The 16,482-nt window shown below is 62.2% G+C and carries 14 protein-coding genes; 11 read left to right on the forward strand and 3 right to left on the reverse strand.

What is annotated here, in order from left to right:
- The 3 genes from J0I64_RS14855 to J0I64_RS14865 form a co-directional block, all read left to right on the forward strand.
- A partial coding sequence (locus J0I64_RS14855) for a hypothetical protein (RefSeq protein ID WP_291409603.1) occupies positions 1-652 on the forward strand: 652 nt, incomplete at its 5' end.
- 68 nt (positions 653-720) lie between these two features.
- Complete coding sequence (locus tag J0I64_RS14860; protein WP_291409605.1) at positions 721-1,518, forward strand: ChaN family lipoprotein; 798 nt, start codon at positions 721-723, stop codon at positions 1,516-1,518.
- Complete coding sequence (locus J0I64_RS14865; protein ID WP_291409607.1) at positions 1,511-2,044, forward strand: invasion associated locus B family protein; 534 nt, start codon at positions 1,511-1,513, stop codon at positions 2,042-2,044. The genes J0I64_RS14860 and J0I64_RS14865 overlap by 8 nt, the downstream gene beginning before the upstream one ends.
- Positions 2,045-2,086: 42 nt before the next feature.
- Here J0I64_RS14865 and J0I64_RS14870 read toward each other — a convergent pair whose 3' ends face one another.
- Entirely contained in the window at positions 2,087-4,372 is a 2,286-nt protein-coding gene (locus J0I64_RS14870) for a PAS domain-containing protein (RefSeq protein WP_291409609.1), read from the reverse strand.
- A gap of 65 nt (positions 4,373-4,437) precedes the next feature.
- Positions 4,438-5,139 carry a hypothetical protein gene (locus J0I64_RS14875; protein ID WP_291409611.1) on the reverse strand — a complete coding sequence of 234 codons (702 nt, stop codon included), beginning with the start codon at positions 5,137-5,139 and terminating at the stop codon, positions 4,438-4,440.
- A 339-nt stretch (positions 5,140-5,478) separates the two neighbouring features.
- Here J0I64_RS14875 and J0I64_RS14880 point away from each other — a divergent pair, with 339 nt between their 5' ends.
- From J0I64_RS14880 to J0I64_RS14910, 7 genes are all read left to right on the forward strand, one after another.
- Positions 5,479-6,720, forward strand: coding sequence for an ROK family transcriptional regulator (locus J0I64_RS14880; RefSeq protein ID WP_291409613.1), 1,242 nt, complete (start codon positions 5,479-5,481; stop codon positions 6,718-6,720).
- 97 nt (positions 6,721-6,817) lie between these two features.
- Positions 6,818-9,433: a PAS-domain containing protein gene (locus J0I64_RS14885; protein ID WP_291409615.1), complete on the forward strand. Its 2,616-nt coding sequence runs from the start codon at positions 6,818-6,820 to the stop codon at positions 9,431-9,433.
- A gap of 130 nt (positions 9,434-9,563) precedes the next feature.
- Entirely contained in the window at positions 9,564-11,090 is a 1,527-nt protein-coding gene (locus tag J0I64_RS14890) for a sugar ABC transporter ATP-binding protein (protein WP_291409617.1), read from the forward strand.
- A gap of 67 nt (positions 11,091-11,157) precedes the next feature.
- Positions 11,158-12,186, forward strand: coding sequence for a ribose ABC transporter permease (locus J0I64_RS14895; RefSeq protein ID WP_291409620.1), 1,029 nt, complete (start codon positions 11,158-11,160; stop codon positions 12,184-12,186).
- Positions 12,187-12,260: 74 nt separating this feature from the next.
- A complete protein-coding gene (locus tag J0I64_RS14900; protein WP_291409622.1) occupies positions 12,261-13,199 on the forward strand; it encodes an ABC transporter substrate-binding protein in 939 nt (312 codons plus the stop codon).
- 159 nt (positions 13,200-13,358) lie between these two features.
- Positions 13,359-14,354: an ABC transporter substrate-binding protein gene (locus tag J0I64_RS14905; RefSeq protein ID WP_291409624.1), complete on the forward strand. Its 996-nt coding sequence runs from the start codon at positions 13,359-13,361 to the stop codon at positions 14,352-14,354.
- Positions 14,351-15,091, forward strand: coding sequence for a response regulator transcription factor (locus J0I64_RS14910; protein ID WP_291409626.1), 741 nt, complete (start codon positions 14,351-14,353; stop codon positions 15,089-15,091). The genes J0I64_RS14905 and J0I64_RS14910 overlap by 4 nt, the downstream gene beginning before the upstream one ends.
- Before the next feature lie 28 nt (positions 15,092-15,119).
- Here the strand turns inward: J0I64_RS14910 and J0I64_RS14915 are convergent, their stop codons facing one another.
- A complete protein-coding gene (locus tag J0I64_RS14915) occupies positions 15,120-15,593 on the reverse strand; it encodes a MarR family transcriptional regulator (RefSeq protein WP_291409627.1) in 474 nt (157 codons plus the stop codon).
- A gap of 90 nt (positions 15,594-15,683) precedes the next feature.
- Between J0I64_RS14915 and J0I64_RS14920 the strand changes: the two genes are divergently transcribed.
- Positions 15,684-16,482 (forward strand): biotin/lipoyl-binding protein (locus J0I64_RS14920; protein ID WP_291409629.1); only part of this gene is annotated, 799 nt, incomplete at its 3' end.

Here is a 16,482-nt window from a genome sequence, read left to right on the forward strand (position 1 = left end):
CCCCGCTTCGGTCATCCGCCAACTGCCCTCCATGGGCGAGCTTATGATTACAGCGAAGCAGAATGGCGCCACGCATGAACGCATCGGCGCGATCGAGACCGTAACCGAGGAGGACGGCTGGCTCGTTTGTGCCGGCGCCGCCCACGATAGCCGCATCGATCCTTCGGTCATCACCTCCATCATCGTCGATCGCACCTCGGTGATGCAGGACAAGGCCTATCCCCGCATCGACTTCCGCAGCGGCGAAACGGTGCTGTTCAGCGTTGTCGGCTTTGCCGGGATCGAACCGTTCGATGCCGCCCTGGCTGGGTTCGGTCCAGGCGAAGCACTGGCCGAAGAGCCGAAGGAGCCGCGAGCCAAGCGCGACGATGTCGGGCTCGATGATGCTGGCGCTCTGCCGTTGCAGGCAGCGCTCGAGCAGGGCAACCGGGTCTCGATCGGTTTCAAGCGCCCTGGCTTTGAGCAGAACTGGACCGGGATCATCGAAAGCGTCAAACCGGCCATGGGTTTCATCAATGTCATGCGCTCCGACTTCCACCTGCATCTGCTGGGGAACACCGTCTCCGCCTGGCAGGATGGCGCAGCTCTGGACAGAGACGGCATCCCGACCGGTCTCAGCCTGCAACGTCACGACAAGGCGGTGTCAGCATGAGGACCCAGCACGACGCCGGACGCTGGATCGACGGGAATAGCGGCACCCCGCTTTCTCATGGAGACGTGATGGCGCGCTTCGCAGAGCACCGTGTCGTTCTGCTCGGGGAAACCCACGACCGCTTCGATGTTCATCGCTGGCAGTTGCACGTCTGTGCCGGCCTGCTCACCCAGCGAAGCGACATTGCCGTCGGCTTCGAGATGTTCCCCCGTCGTTGCCAGCCGGTGCTCGATCGCTGGGTTGCCGGGGAGTTGAACGTCGGCGAGTTTCTGGATCAGGCCGAATGGGACACCGTCTGGCGCTTCGATCCCGAGCTCTATCTGCCGCTCTTCAACTTCTGCCGACAGTTCCGTCTGCCGATGCTGGCGCTCAACTGCGAGCGCCCCCTGGTGACCCGGGTCGGCAAGGACGGTTGGAATGCCGTACCTGAAGACGAGCGCGACGGGCTGACACCAGCGGTGCCGGCCAGCACCGCCCACCGCCAGTATCTCTTCGATATTACCGGAGGAGGCCGTCCGGACCGTCGCGCGGCCGATGCCGCCGATCCTGGCTTTGATCGCTTCGTGCGCGCTCAACAGACCTGGGATCGCGCGTTTGCGTGCAACATCGCCAAGGCGCTCGCGGACGGCGTCGCCGGCCAGATCGTGGGCATCATTGGACGCGGTCACATGGAATATGGCCATGGCACGCCGTTCCAGCTCGCCCACCTCGGCATCGAGGACGCCGCCGTCCTCCTCCCATCGGACGAAGCCACATTCGGCCCGGAACAACACCGCCTCGGCGACGCCTTGTTTCGGCTCCCGGGACCGCCCGACCGCGCCGCCGCCAGAAAACCCCTCGCCATCGAAAAAGCTGCCAATGCGTAACGTCGTTCTTTCTGCCGCCCTCGCTCTCGCCCTGCTCTCCTCGCCCACCTTCGCCCAAGACGCCAAGCCGGCCGCCCTGCCGGGTGGCGCGCAATCGCTTAACGAAGAGCATGGCGACTGGACGGTTTCCTGCCGCATTCAGGACGCGGCAAAGCTCTGCGTGATGTCGCAAACGCTGGCCGACAGCCGAAGCGGCCAGCCCGTTCTTTCCGTCGAACTCGCCACCCCGGCCGTTGACCGCGCCGAAGGCATGCTGCTTCTGCCCTTTGGCCTCCGTCTCGCCGACGGGGCCGTGCTCAAGGTCGACGGCAAAAACATCGGCGCCAACTGGCCGTTCCTGACCTGCATTGCCACAGGCTGTCTTGTGCCCGTGGTCTTCGATGCCAGCCAGATCAGCGCTTTGCGCGCAGGCACCGACCTCGTCATCGGCGCGGCGAATGCGGGAACCGGTGAAGCCGTCGAATTGAAGCTCTCACTTGCCGGCTTCTCCCGCGCGGCGAACCGCTCGGTCGAACTCAGCCTCTAACGGGGCGTTGGGAGTTGCGATTCCCGCCCCGCACGGCGCAGACTAGTGCCGTGCGGCCTGAGCGAGGAGCGATGTGATCGGCAATTCTATATGAATGGAGAGGCCATCGCCCGAATAAGAGCGCATGGCCCGCCCCTGCAACTGCCCTTCCACGATGGAATTGAACAACCTGGACCCGAACCCACTGCGTTGGTTCGGGATTTTCTGGCGGGGCGCGACCTCCTGCCAGTCGACACAAAAACTCTGCCCCGTGCGCCGAAGCACGATCCGCAGCTGGCCCTCGCCATCCCGAAGAGCCCCGTATTTGACGGCATTGGTCGCCAGTTCGTGAAAGACGAGGGCTATCGACGCCGCCGCTGAAGACGCTACCGCCAGATCATCGCCGACGATGACGATGTTCTGCCCGCCAGATCGATAGGGGGCCAATAGCTGTCCCAACAACTGCATCAACGAAACCTCGTTTTGCTGGTCGCTGCGTCTGATGAGGGCGTGTGCGTCATGCAAGGCGCTGAGCCGCCCGCGCAGATCCTGCATGGCGGCCTTCACATCGGTCGCATCGCGCGCGGTCAGGGAAACCAGTCCGTTGACCAATGAAAACAGGTTTCCGATCCGATGGTCCAGCTCGCGGGCGACGAGTTCACGCTCCGCTTCTAGCCGCTTGACGTCATCGATGTCTGTGGAGGTTCCGTACCAGCGCGTGACCACGCCCTCAGGATTTCGTACCGGCTTGGCCAGCACCTTGAGCCATCGATAGCTGCCGTCCCGATAGCGAAAGCGGTAGTCCAGGGAATAGGTTTTGCCCGTCGCCAGGCAGTCCTGCCAGACCTCGTTGACCCGGGCCTGGTCATCGACATGGACCAAATCTTTCCAGATATCGGGCGAGCACTCGTCCGGGGAAAGCCCTGTGAACTCGGACCAACGGCAATTGAAATAGTCGTGCCGGCCCTTGGCGTCTGCGCTCCAGACGATCTGGGGAATGGACTCGCTCACGATATTGAAACGCCTATTGCTCTGCTCGAGGGCCTCCACGGCCTCTGCTTCGTCGGTAAAATCCATCAAAATGCCAACGAGATGGGAGGCTGTGTTGCTCTTGTCCCGCAGCAGCTTTCCGAAGGCGGCGTACCAGCGTACCTCACCGGCAGGGGTCAACATCCTGTGCCGGCAGCTATAGTCCGTGTCTGTGGCTATGGTGGAACGCAGGGCGTCGTTGACCCGCTGGCGGTCGTCGGGGTGTATCAAAGCATTGAGTTCATCGAGACTGATGCCGGACGCAGCGCGCTCGCCAAGCCCCAGCGATCGGGTCGCGCGCCCCTCTATGAGGATGTTGCGACCCACCAGATCTACGTCCCAGGTCGCGACAATGCCACCGGCCTCAACCGCCATTTCGACACGCTCGCGCGCCTCCGACAGTCTCTTGACCAGTTCGTCCCGGCTCCGCATCAAGATCGACAGGGTCACTGGGGCCAGGGCCACAACGAATGCTGCAAGGCGCATAGACACCACCGCGCGCTCTTCGACAGCACCCAGACCGTGGTACTGATAGGCCGTGCTGAGGACCGTTTGGGACCAGTAGCTGACCATCAGCGAGAGCAGTGACACCACAAATACGGGATATGCGAAACCGCACCAAAGCAATGCAGGCACGACGAAGGCGATCGCACCGGGCCCGCCGATAACCATGGCAAAGGCGCAGGACAATAGAAGGGACAAGGCCGGCAGCGCACTGCTTAGCCGAGGCCCCCGTTCAAACGACCCTGAGGCTGGAGCAAACCTGCGCAGCGGCGGCGCCGACAGGACGACCGGCAGCAAGGCGATATAATTGACGAGTTCGGACGTGAACCAGAAGACCCAGCCGTCCAGGGGGCCAATACCGAGCAGAACCGGTCCGGCGACTGTGCCCCCCAAGCCTGCCACGATCGCCGCCACGGTGGAAACGAGCACAATGTATAGCACCGATGCCGGCTCGCGCATGTTGAAGGCATGGGCGGGCAGAAAACGGTACACGAGGCTGGCTGCGCCGACACCGCCCAGATTTATCGCATCAAGCAGAATGGCATTCTGGAGATTGGTACCGGTGAGGATATCTGCCCCCAAATACGCCATGACCGCGCAGAGCCAGACGGAAATGCGCCGCGCGTCGGGGACGCGAACGAGGAGGCAGAAAAGCATGGCATTGGCCGGCCAGATCAGGGCCAGAAAGCCTGCCGGCCGGGTCAAGCTGCCAAGCAGGCAAACGACGAGCATGGTGACGCCGATCAGAAGCGGGCGCCAGGGCGGGGACAGGATGAGCCCTATCTTTTTTGCTTCATCGCTTTCCACCGAGGCCATGATCGTCTCCCGCTCATTGCTTGAGCGAACCAAGTGCTAGACACCAGAAACGAAGACTTTCTGGCCTAGTTCGTCGTGGAAACCCCTGACAACCGGCTCGCCGGGGACGTCGCTGGTGCATCGGCGACACCGGACTGACTGGGAAGACTAAACTCCGGCTCCGCGCTGCAGCGCCGTGCAAGCTCCGCGTTTGGCAGGTCGTTGCCGTCCACCTTGTCCGCGATTTCCTCGGCGGTGAGCCCAAGGCCCTTCCAGCGATTGATCAGACGCTCCCGCAGGTCGTCGGTCGCGGTGTGGATCCAGATCGTGGTATCAAAGTAGGCATGCAGGTTCTGCCAGTCGCCAACCTGGTAGAGCAGGTAGTTGCCCTCGATGATGAGGTGGCGCGCCTCCCGATGGATGATCGCCGCGCTGCCCCGCGAGATCTCGAGGGTACGGTCGAAGACGGGAACGGCGATCTCGCGTTCCTTGTTGGCCTTGAGGCGAGCCAACATTGCGTCGAGGCCACCGAGATCGAATGTCTCCGGCGCGCCCTTTCGGCTCAGGAGGCTGCGGGAACGCAACACGCCGTCGTCATAGTGATAGCCATCCATCTGCATCACGACAGCCGAGCCCGGTTCATCACGGTTCAGCGCCGCTGCGATGGCGATGCTGGTGGTCGATTTCCCGGTGCCCGGGGGGCCGACAATCGCCGTCATGCTGCGGCCGGCACTGCCGCGCTCGCGTATGAGGCTTACTACATTGTCGAAAGTCACCGTCTTCGTCATTCGTCTGCCCTGGTGGAAATGCGAGTTCTAGTTTGAGCCCTTCAGGCACGGGTCCGGCGCTCTCACCGTCGCAGCCCTATGCCCCTGGTCGACTTCGGCCCCACCACCATGACTTGGTGAGAAGGACGCCGTTGTTTTCGACCGACGACTTCTGTCGTTATTTTATTAAAGCAATTTGCTATAATAAATAAGTCAGTGCCGTCAACCAAATTGATTCGCGGTGCTGGGCAGCGATAGGAAGGGTGACGACTATTATGCTCGGCGCCTGGAGCTGGCGCAGCTATGTAAGAGACCACCGCATCCAACCACCGGGGTGCGCGGCCAAAGGGAGAATGGAACGTGGCCGGCAACAAGGGCAGCAATTCAGTCCAGGTCAGACACTACAACGAGCGGGTCGTGCTGCAGGCGATCCGCCGCTCCGGTACAGCCTCGAAGGCCGAAATTGCACGCTTTGCCCACCTGACGCCGGCGGCGGTGGCGACCATTGTCGACGCCCTGGTCGCAGCCGGTCTCGTCAAGGAGAACGGCAAGCGCTTTGGCGGGAAGGGACAACCCTCCGTCATGTATGGCCTCGCGCCGGACGGGGCATTTTCGATTGGCCTGCATATCGGGCGCCGTTCGCTCGACGCACTCCTGCTCGACTTCTCCGGGGAAATCGTTGCCTCGCAATCGCATGAATACGACCACCCAACGCCCGGACAGGCGGCGACGCTCGCCAATTCTGCCATCGCCAGCTTCAGGAACGAGCTGGGGGCGAAGCGCAGCAGCCGGCTGATCGGCATCGGCGTTTCGGCCCCCTATTTTATCGGCAACTGGAGCAATGAACTGGGCTTCCCGCCCGCCGTCCGCGATGCCTGGAAAGCGACGGACATCCGCAGCGGCTTCCTGGAAACCCAGGGGCTGCCGGTCATGGTCGAAAACGACGCCTCGGCCGCGGCCCTTGCCGAACTTGTCTATGGCATCGGCAGGACCACTCCGGATTTTCTCCATATCTCGCTCAGCACCTTTGTCGGCGGGGGCCTCGTGCTTGACGGGACGCTACAGACCGGCCCGAATGGCAATGCGGCGGCCATGGGTCCCATTCCGGTAGCCGCCTCAACGCTCAATTCCGTGCCCGCGCCGACTGGTCCGTTTGAGGTCCTTCTCCACCGCGCCTCGGTATCCACCCTGACCCAGCATCTCCGCTTCAACGGCGTCGACATCCGCCGCGTGCGTGACCTTGAGCCGACGCCGGCCGCCGCTGCCCCCCTTGTGGAGCAGTGGCAGGAGGACTGCGCCGATGCCCTCGCCCAGGCGCTTGTGAGCTGCATCGCCGTCATTGATGTCGAAGCGATCGTGATTGATGGCATTTTGCCGCCCGCCCTGTTGTCCGACACCGTCGAGCGTACCCTTCGCCGCTTTACCCAGGTTCTGCCGGAAGGCCTTGTCGCGCCACCGATCACCACGGGCGCCATAGGCAGCAAGGCCTCTGCCCTGGGAGCCGCGCTGCTGCAGGTCTATGCCATGTTCGGTCCGGATGCCGGCGTGCTGCAAAAGAAGGGCATTGACCGGAAGCCATTGATGGTGGGGTCCGCTTCCTAGATCCTCCGTTCAGCCCGCCAGCAAAGGCCCAATTGCATCTTTTGCGGTTGTTGGCTTGAATGGCGTTCCCATGGTCGCGCGGGGAGCTCGGCAAGCATTGCGGATTGCACGGACTGTCAAGGCCAAGCTGCTGATCGCATTCGGGCTGATACTGGCCCTCAACATCGCCGTCGGTGTGCTGGCCTTTCGCGGCTTCAGCCAAACAGAAACTACCCTCGACCAGCTCAGCGACGAGAGCCTCGCCGACATCGTGGCGGCGATGACGCTTGCACACGACAGCTCCGCCCTTGCCGCTCTCGCGCCCTTTGTCAGTTCCGTTCGGGTGATGAACGAACTCGAGAACGAAAGTGCCCGTCTTTCTGCACGCATTGGCGAATTCACCAGTTTCGTACAGCGGCTCCCGACCAGCCCTGCGTTCATGGATGAGGGTCGGCGTGAGCGGGTGCAGGCCCTAGCCGGCGATCTTTCCCGAGAGCTCGTCGCCCTAATCGCCACAACAAAGCAGAGCCTTGATATCCGCGCCGACCTGGCCGAGCGGCGCTATGGTCTCGATGGCCGCGCCGCGCTCATTGATCGCCTCAATGCAGGGGGGGAGCGCGGGCATCAGCTCGCCGATCGCTTCGTAGAGGCCATAGAACTGGTTCTCGTCGCGCTCGCGGGCGAGAACGACTACACGATAGTTGCGCTCGAGTCGCAATACGGCGCGCTTCTGGCTGATATTTACAACATGCCGGAGGCGCAGACAGGCGCGGGGACTGGGGCAATCGAGTTCCTCAGGGAGCAGCAATCAACCTTCCAGCTGAACCGGCGCGACCTCGAGACCCAGCAACGCATCCGCTTCCTGCTCTCAACCATTCACACGCTCTCCACGCAACTGGGTGAAGAGGTGAGCTCGATCGTCGAAACGACCTCGACCGCGGTGACGCAGCGTAGTCTCGAAGCGGTCAGGACGCTCGGGAGCAGCAAAGAATTCATCACGCTGCTTGGCGCCCTGGCCATTGTTGCCGCCGCATTGGCCGCATTCTACGTGATGCGCGATCTCGCCCGAAACCTCGAGGACGTCACCGATGCCATGACCCGGCTGGCCGCCGGGGACAGATCGGCCTCCGTGCCTGGCTTGACGCGGGACGACGAGCTTGGCGGCCTCGCGCGCGCCTTCAACGTCTTCAAGGATGCAAGTCTTGAGCGCGAGAGCCTTGCCAAACAGGTTTCGGAAAACAGCCGTATGGTGGAAGCGATGTTTTCCAACATGGTCGACGGCATCTGTGTCTTCGATGACGCCGGGTACCTGGTTGCGTGGAACCCTAAGTTCCTCGCCATTTACGGTATGAACCCCGAAGACGTGGATACCGGCATGACATTTGCCGACGTGGTGCAGCACTTTACGAGCGGCGGCGGCATCGCCCTGGGTCTGCATGGCCATCGGCTTAGCCCCGGCGAGATGCTTGGCAACCGGCGAACCGAAGCGGCGCAGTTCGAGCTACATTTCGCCGACAGTCGCGTGGTCGATGTGCGCAGCCAGCCCATGCCTCTTGGCGGCTTTGTCACCACATATACCGACCAGACCGAGCGACGGGTCGTCGACCGGCAGTTGCGCGAGGCCCAGCGCATGGAAGCAGTAGGCCAGCTGACCGGCGGCATCGCGCACGACTTCAACAACCTGCTCGCTGCCATCAGCGGCAATTTGCAGATGCTGCACGAGGAGCTTTATGCCGATCAGACCGTTGCCGGCCGGCTGGTGCGCGCGCTCGACGCCACCGAGCGTGCCGCGGCGGTGACGCAGCGCTTGCTGGCCTTTGCCCGCCAGCAAACGTTGCAGCCCAGGATGACCGATATCAATGCCCTGATAACGGGCCTGCTCGACCTCGTCGAATACGGGCTCGGCGCGGGAATCGAAGTCAAAATCGAGCTCGATCCGAATTTGCCCGAAACCTTCGTGGACCCGGTTCAGCTGGAAAACGCCATTCTCAACCTGGTGTTCAACAGCCGCGACGCCATGCAGGGGGGCGGGATCATCCAGATCCGGACATGGACCGAGGGCAGCGAAGAGGCGCGCAATATCCGGCTGTCGGTCCGCGACGCCGGCGAGGGCATGAGCGAGGCCGTTCTGGCCCGCATCTACGAGCCTTTCTTCACCACCAAGGAGAAGGGACGTGGCACCGGGCTCGGGCTCAGCATGGTCTATGGCTTCATCAAGCAGTCCGGCGGCGACATCGCCATCGAGAGCCAGCCCGGTCGAGGCACCCTCGTCATCCTCTCCCTGCCCTGCATCACCATGGCTACGCCCATATCAGCGCGTCTCCAGGAAAAACTGTTGTCCATCAGCGGTTCGGGTGAACGCGTGCTTATTGTCGAGGACGACCCGATCATGCGGGCCACGGCCACGGACATGGTGAGCCGGCTCGGCTATGAAGTGGTCGCCGTTCCTGATGTGGAGCAGGCAAAAGCGGCTCTTACCGGCAACGCTTTCGACTTGGTGTTCACCGACCTGATCCTGCCCCAGGGCATGACGGGCCTCGATGTAGCCGACTACGCAGAGGCCATCCGGCCAGGTCTGCCGGTGCTCTTCACCTCGGGTTATGCCCGCGACGGCGCCGACCGCCGTGTTGTATTGCCGCCCGAGGCGAGCCTGATTGAAAAGCCCTATGCCATGGACGCGCTGGCCCGCGCCCTGCGCGCCTCCTTGCACCAGCGGGGATCAGCGACAGGCTGAAAGGCCGTCTGTTACAAATATTACAATCATGAACGCTCGATTTCATTTCGAGCGCGATTCAGAAAATCCTGCATTCACATGGATCGGTTTTGTTTCCTGACGCCGCTAGCGGTTCTGGGAGGAAGCAGCCATGGCAAAGCCAATACTGGAGATGCGCAATGTCTCGAAGACATTCGGGAGCGTGAAGGCGCTCTCCAATGTGCAGCTCACGCTCTATCCAGGCGAAGTTCACGCTCTCATGGGCGAAAACGGCGCCGGCAAATCCACCTTGATGAAAGCCCTTTCGGGCGCCTACCAGCCCGATCCGGGCGCTGAAATTCTGATCGATGGCTTGGTCGCCGATATTCACGACCCCATTTCCTCGCGCCAGGCGGGGGTCTCGATCATCTATCAGGAGCTGGCACTGGCTCCGAACCTGACAGTTGCCCAGAACATGTATCTCGGCCGCGAAATCAACCGCAGCGGGATCATCGATCGCGCAGCAATGTCGAAAAGCGTCGAGCCGATCCTACACCGCCTTGGAGCAAGTTTTACGGCTGAAACCACGGTCGGCACACTGACCATCGCCAATCAGCAACTGGTGGAAATCGCCAGAGCGCTCCATGCCAATTCCCGCATTCTGGTTATGGACGAGCCAACGACCGCACTGTCGTCACGTGAGACCGACGGGCTCTTTTCGATGATCCGGCAGCTGCGGGACGACGGCATGGCGATCGTCTACATCTCCCACCGCATGAACGAGGTCTACGAGCTGGCGGACCGGGTCTCTGTGTTGCGCGACGGCACCTATGTCGGCACGCTGGACCGGGAACAGCTCAGCCCTGACGCCATCGTACGGATGATGGTGGGACGCGAACTCTCTTCGCTCTATACGAAGTCCGACCGTGGCGACAAATCCTCCGCCCCTGTCGTTCTCGACGTGCGCAATCTTTCCGACAGCAGCTTTCTCAAGGATTGCTCCCTGACTCTGCGGGCTGGTGAGGTGGTGGGGCTCTCCGGTCTGATCGGGGCGGGCCGTTCCGAACTTGCCCAGGCCATCTATGGCGCGCGTCCGCGCAAATCGGGAACCATGACGCTCGAGGGCAAGCCCTTCGCCCCAACCTCACCGCAGCAATCCATCGACGCGCGCGTCGCCTACCTCACGGAAGACCGGCGCGGCAACGGGCTGTTTCTCGACATGTCGTGCCAGGACAATATCAACACCAGCGTCTTGCGGCCCGACGCGCGCTGGGGCGTGGTTCTGGATCTGGACAAGGCCCGCTCCCGTGCAATCGAGGCGATCCAGTCCCTGTCGGTCAGGGTGCCTTCGGAATCTTTCCCCGTTGGCGGCCTATCGGGCGGCAACCAGCAAAAGGTCCTGCTGTCACGCTGGCTGCAAATTCAACCCAAGGTTCTGATCCTCGATGAACCGACACGAGGTGTCGACATTGGCGCCAAGTCCGAGATTTACAAGATCATCGACTCCTTGGCGCTGAGCGGGGTCGCCATCCTCGTCATCTCTTCGGAACTCTCGGAAGTGATCGGCATCTCCGATCGTATCCTGGTGATGCGCGAGGGCACCATTGCCGGTGAGGTCGGTGGCAATACCGGCATCGAGCCGACCCAGGAGAACATCATGGCCTTTGCAACCGACGTGGCTCTGCCCTCGGTCGCCTGACTTCACACCAAAACGAACGCGGGCGCGATCGTCACTCGGTCGACCGACCCGAAATGGGAGGTTTTCAATGAGCAACGTTTCTTCCAATCCAGTAGGACTAGAAGCCCCCGGCTCCCTCGAGGCCCGCAAACGCAAGCTGCGCGCCATGATGAGCGCCGCCGGCATGTTGCCGGTGCTGCTGCTGCTGGTCGCGGGTTTCCACTTTCTTTCCGGCGGTCGCTTTCTCACCGGACAGAACCTGAGCATCGTGATGCAGCAGGCCTCGGTGAATACGGTCCTGGCTGCCGGGATGACGTTTGTCATTCTCACCGGAGGTATCGATCTCTCGGTTGGGTCCATTCTTGCCGCTGCGGCCATGGCCGGGCTGATCGTCTCGAATGTGCCGGAGCTGTCCTATCTCTGGATCTTTGCCGCTCTCGCCGTCGGATTGGGCTTTGGTATCCTCAATGGCCTGCTGATCTCCGCTCTCAAGCTGCCGCCCTTCATCGTCACCCTGGGCTCGCTGACGGCAGTGCGCGGCATCGCCCGGCTCCTGGGCAACGATACGACCATCTTCAATCCGCAAATCCCCTATGCCTTCATCGGCAACGGCGCTCTACCCATCATTCCGGGCGTTTTCTCCCTGCCATGGCTGGCCGTGATCGCCCTCCTTGTCATCGTGATTTCCTGGTTCGTGCTGAAGCGCACGGTTTTTGGGACGCACATCTACTCGGTCGGCGGCAATGAAGCTGCCGCGCGCCTGTCCGGTATCAAGGTTCCGCGCATCTATCTCAGCGTCTACGGGATTTCGGGTCTCTTTGCCGGTCTCGGTGCGGTGATGCTCTCGACCCGCCTCTATGCGGCCAACGGTCTGCAGCTGGGCCAGGCCTACGAACTCGATGCAATCGCCGCAGTGATCCTGGGCGGCACGTCCTTCGTCGGCGGTATTGGCTCGATCTGGGGCACGCTCATCGGCGCCCTGATCATCGCCGCGCTCTCCAACGGCCTTGTGCTGATCGGTGTCTCCGACATCTGGCAATACGTCATCAAGGGCCTCGTCATCATCGGCGCCGTAGCGCTCGATCGGCTTCGTCAGCGCGGCTCCGCCCGTACCTGAATTCACAGTTTGGCCGGGTGAGGCATTCTGGTCACCCGCCCGGCCACGATCAAAAGACCAGGGAGGAACTAACCATGAAGAAGCTGCTTATCGCGTCGGCCATCGCCTTGGCCATTGCAGCCCCCGCGTCCGCCAAGGATCTCAACAAGATCGGCATTTCGCTTGGGACCATGAGCAACCCGTTCTTCGTTGCTCTGGCCAAGGGCGCCGAGGCGGAAGCCAAAAAGACCAATCCCAATGTCGAGGTCATGGCTTTTGGCTATGACTACGATATGGCCAAGCAATTCAGCCAGATCGACAACTTCATCTCGGCCGGCGTCGACCTCATCCTGCTCAATCCCGCCGATCCCAAGGCTATCGGCCCGGCAATCAAGCGCGCACAAGACGCTGGCGTCGTGGTCGTCGCGGTCGACACCTTCGCCGAAGGCGCCGATGCTGTCGTTACCACGAATAACGTTCAGGCCGGCGAAATCGCCTGCCAGTACATCGTCGACAAGCTGAACGGTGAAGGCAACGTCATCATCCAGAACGGTCCGCAGGTGTCTGCGGTCATCGACCGCGTCACCGGTTGCGAAAAGGCCTTTGCGGCAGCACCGGGCATCAAGGTTCTCTCCGATGACCAGGATGGCAAGGGGTCACGTGAAGGCGGGCTGAATGTCATGCAGAGCCACCTGACACGCTTCAGCGACATCAATGCCGTTTTCGCGATCAACGACCCGCAGGCCATCGGCGCCGACCTCGCCGCCAAACAGCAGGGCCGCAACGGACTGATCATCACCTCGGTGGACGGGGCACCCGACATCGAAGCGGCGCTCAAGGACCCCGACTCCCCCATGATCGAAGCATCGGCCTCGCAAAACCCCTACAAGATGGCCGCCCGCGCAGTCGAACTCGGGGTCGAAATCCTCAACGGCACCAAGCCGGCCCAGCCCCTGGAGTTGATGGATTCCAAGCTCGTGACCCGTGACAACATCGGTGACTATGTCGGCTGGGCCAGCGTTCCTGCCAACTGAGCGCCGAACATGCTCCAATATTGACCGGCACTCATAGGCCTCCCGAGATGCCGGTCAATATAAGGCGCGGCGGCGATTGCTTCGTTGATAGCCCCTCTTCAACGAAGACTTGAAATTGTCGCCGCGCCCACTAGGCTCAATGGTCAAATGGAGGAAAACATGGTTCTCGGGAGGAGCCTGCCTCAAACCGACAAGCGGCCTCGCGCCGGATTGGCGCCGCTATATGGAACCATGCTGGTTCTGCTTGCCGGCTGCCATCTGCCTGTTACCGCCCTTGCCGAAACGCCGGCCACGAAAAAAGTGGCCGTCATCATCTCCGATCTTTCCAATCCGTTCTTCGCGCACATTTCGCGCGAAGTGGCCGAAGCGGTCGCCGCCGAAGACCCGTCCGCCAGCGTCTCCGTGATGTCGAGCGGCTATGACCTGGCTCGCCAGATCGCGCAGATAGAAGCCGTCGCCGCAGATGGGTATGACCTCCTGGTTCTGAACGCCGTTGACTCGGAGAAAATTGGCCCGGTCATCGAGCTGGCGAAGACCGCCGGCGTGCTTGTCGTTGCTCTCGACGTCAGGGCTGCCGGCGCCCAAATAACGGTCACATCCGACAATTCAAGTGCGGGCGAAGTGGCATGCGAATACCTCGCCGAGCGCCTTGGCGGCAAAGGCGATGTCGTCATCCTCAATGGCCCGCCCGTTTCCGCGGTCATGGAGCGGGTCAATGGCTGCAACGCCGCCCTCGCCCGTCATAGCGGCATCAATCTACTCTCGGACCAGGGGGATTCGGGCGGCAGCATGCTCGGTGGGCTCACCTATATGTCGGCACTGCTCGCAACGCTTCCCCATATCGACGCCGTCTTCTCGATGAACGACCCTACCGCGCTGGGGGCCAACGAGGCCGCCCGGCAAGCAGGACGGGATGAATTTTTCATTGTCTCGGTCGATGCCTCGCCCGCCGCGCTCTACGCCATGCAGCAGCCGGGTAGCCGGCTTGTTGCCAGCGTCTCGCAGGACCCCAGGGCTATGGCTCGACGCGCCGTTTCTCTCGCCTTCGAGAGCCTGGCTGGCAAGCCGGTGTCATCGGAACCCATTCTGATCCCGGTAGAGCTGGTGACGCACGACACCATGGATGAATTTACACCGTGGACCGGGCAGCCATGATTACTCGCCCCGAGAACGGCCCACTGCACATTGCCGTCGTCGAGGATGATCCCGATGTCGCGGCCATCCTTGCCGATATGCTGACAGAAGAAGGCTACGTTCCTCATCTCTGCGCCGGGGCAACCGAACTCGACCAGGCATTGGCGCAACAGCGCATGGCGATGCTGCTGCTTGACCTCAAACTGGCGGATGGCGAGGGGCTTTCGATAGCGGCCCGCATGCGCGCGAGCTACGGAATGCCGATCATCATCCTGACCGGCCGGGGTTCGGAGATCGACCGTGTTGTCGGTCTCGAGGTCGGCGCTGATGACTATATCGTCAAGCCGTTCAGCATACGCGAAGTCGCGGCTCGCATTCGTGCCGTCCTGCGACGCAGCGCTCCCGCCGCTAGTACGCCAGCCGCTCCTCGCCGCGGCTTCCGTTTCGAAGGCTGGGTGCTCGATCTCGACCGAAGGCGCCTCGCCGGCCCCAACGGCAACGAGACGGCCCTCAGCGTCGCCGAATTCGACCTGCTGGCGGCCCTGCTCGGGGCTCACGGACGGGTTCTGAGCCGCGACCAATTGCTGGATCTGACCCGGCGAGACAATGACAGCGTGACTGATCGGACGGTCGACGTGCTGGTTCTCAGACTGCGCCGGAAAATCGAGATCAATCCAGCCCAGCCCCGCTTCATCCTCACCGAGCGATCCGTGGGGTACACATTCGGGGTCCCAACGGAAAAGATCGGCGATACCTGACTGCGGCCGAAAGCCGTCGCCCTCTCGATCAGGCAGGCTTTGTCGTCTTTTCCGCCAGTTCAGCTTCCAGCCGGGTATTGCGATCCCGCAGCGCGGCGACGATATCGGCCAGAAACCGAGCGATAACGTCGAGATCGGCGGCCGAATAGTTGACCAACACAGCTTCGCGCAGACGCTGAGCGCTGCGCGTCAACGGCAGAACGTTCTCGTCCTCGGCCGCCGGGCCGGCTTTGAGGAGAGTTCCGCGTCGGTCACTGGGATGACGCTCGCGTAGCACGAAGTTTTCCTTCTCGAGCCGATTGATCAAAATCGCCGTTGCGCCTGAGGTCATGCCCAGGTGCTTGCCGAGGGCCGTCGGGGTCGCCTGGCCCGCCTGCTCGCGAATGAAGGAAATGGCCATCAGATCAGACAGGTTGAGCCCCGCCGCAGCCGAAAAAGCCCGGTAGCCCCGGCTCATTTCGTTGCTGAGGTCGCGGATCAGAACGTCGATATCCTCGTGCACAGCGCATTCCTTCAAAAGAATTTTACTATTTAAGAAAGATACTTTCTTGCAAAGTAACTTTCAAGGCGTTAGGTCGGGACCAAGATGACAATGACAAATAGCAAAATGGCCCAGCTTTCTCCAATGACCGAAGATGACATTCAGGCCGCTGCCAAGGATGGCGCGGAATCGCGGCCCGTGGTGATCGCCCCCGTGCCCGTGGAGACGCAGCCCGCCGCCATCGAGCCCGCAGAACCGGCCGCAAAGCCCTCGCGCAGCCGCAAGAAGGCGCGAATTGTCGGGCTCGGCCTCTTCGTTGCGCTTGGCGCGGCCGTCGCCTGGTATCCGCTCTCCGATCATAATGCGCCCTTCGCCTCGGGCGGTTCGGTCATGGGCAACGTCACCCAGATCGCGGCGCGCGTTGCCGGGCCCGTCGAAGAAGTGCTGGTTTCGGACAATTCGAGCGTCAAGGCCGGCGACCCGCTCTTCCGCATCGACCCCACGACCTTCCGGATGGATGTGGCGCAGGCCGAAGCCCAGCTCGATCTCACCTCCACCAATATCTCCTCGGCCAGCGCCGCCATTCCCGCGACCGAGGCAAAACTCAGCCAGGCCGAAGTGGCCCTCGGCACGGCGCGCGATGCCGTCGAGCGCACCCGGCAGATGTATGATCGTGGCCTCGTGACCGACGCCCAAAAGACCCAGGCCGAAGGCAATTTCCAGACGGCAGAGCTCAATGTCGCCGCCGCCCGAGCCGAGCTGCAGCGCGCGACGACCTCGGCCGGGGCGCTCGATGACACCAATCCCAATTTCCGCGCCGCCCAGGCGGGGCTGGAAAAGGCGCGCTTTGCGCTCGCGAGCACCACGATTGTGGCACCCGCCGATGGCCATGTGTCCAACCTCCTCCTCA

The sequence above is a fragment of the Devosia sp. genome (assembly GCF_017307565.1).
GTDB lineage: Bacteria > Pseudomonadota > Alphaproteobacteria > Rhizobiales > Devosiaceae > Devosia.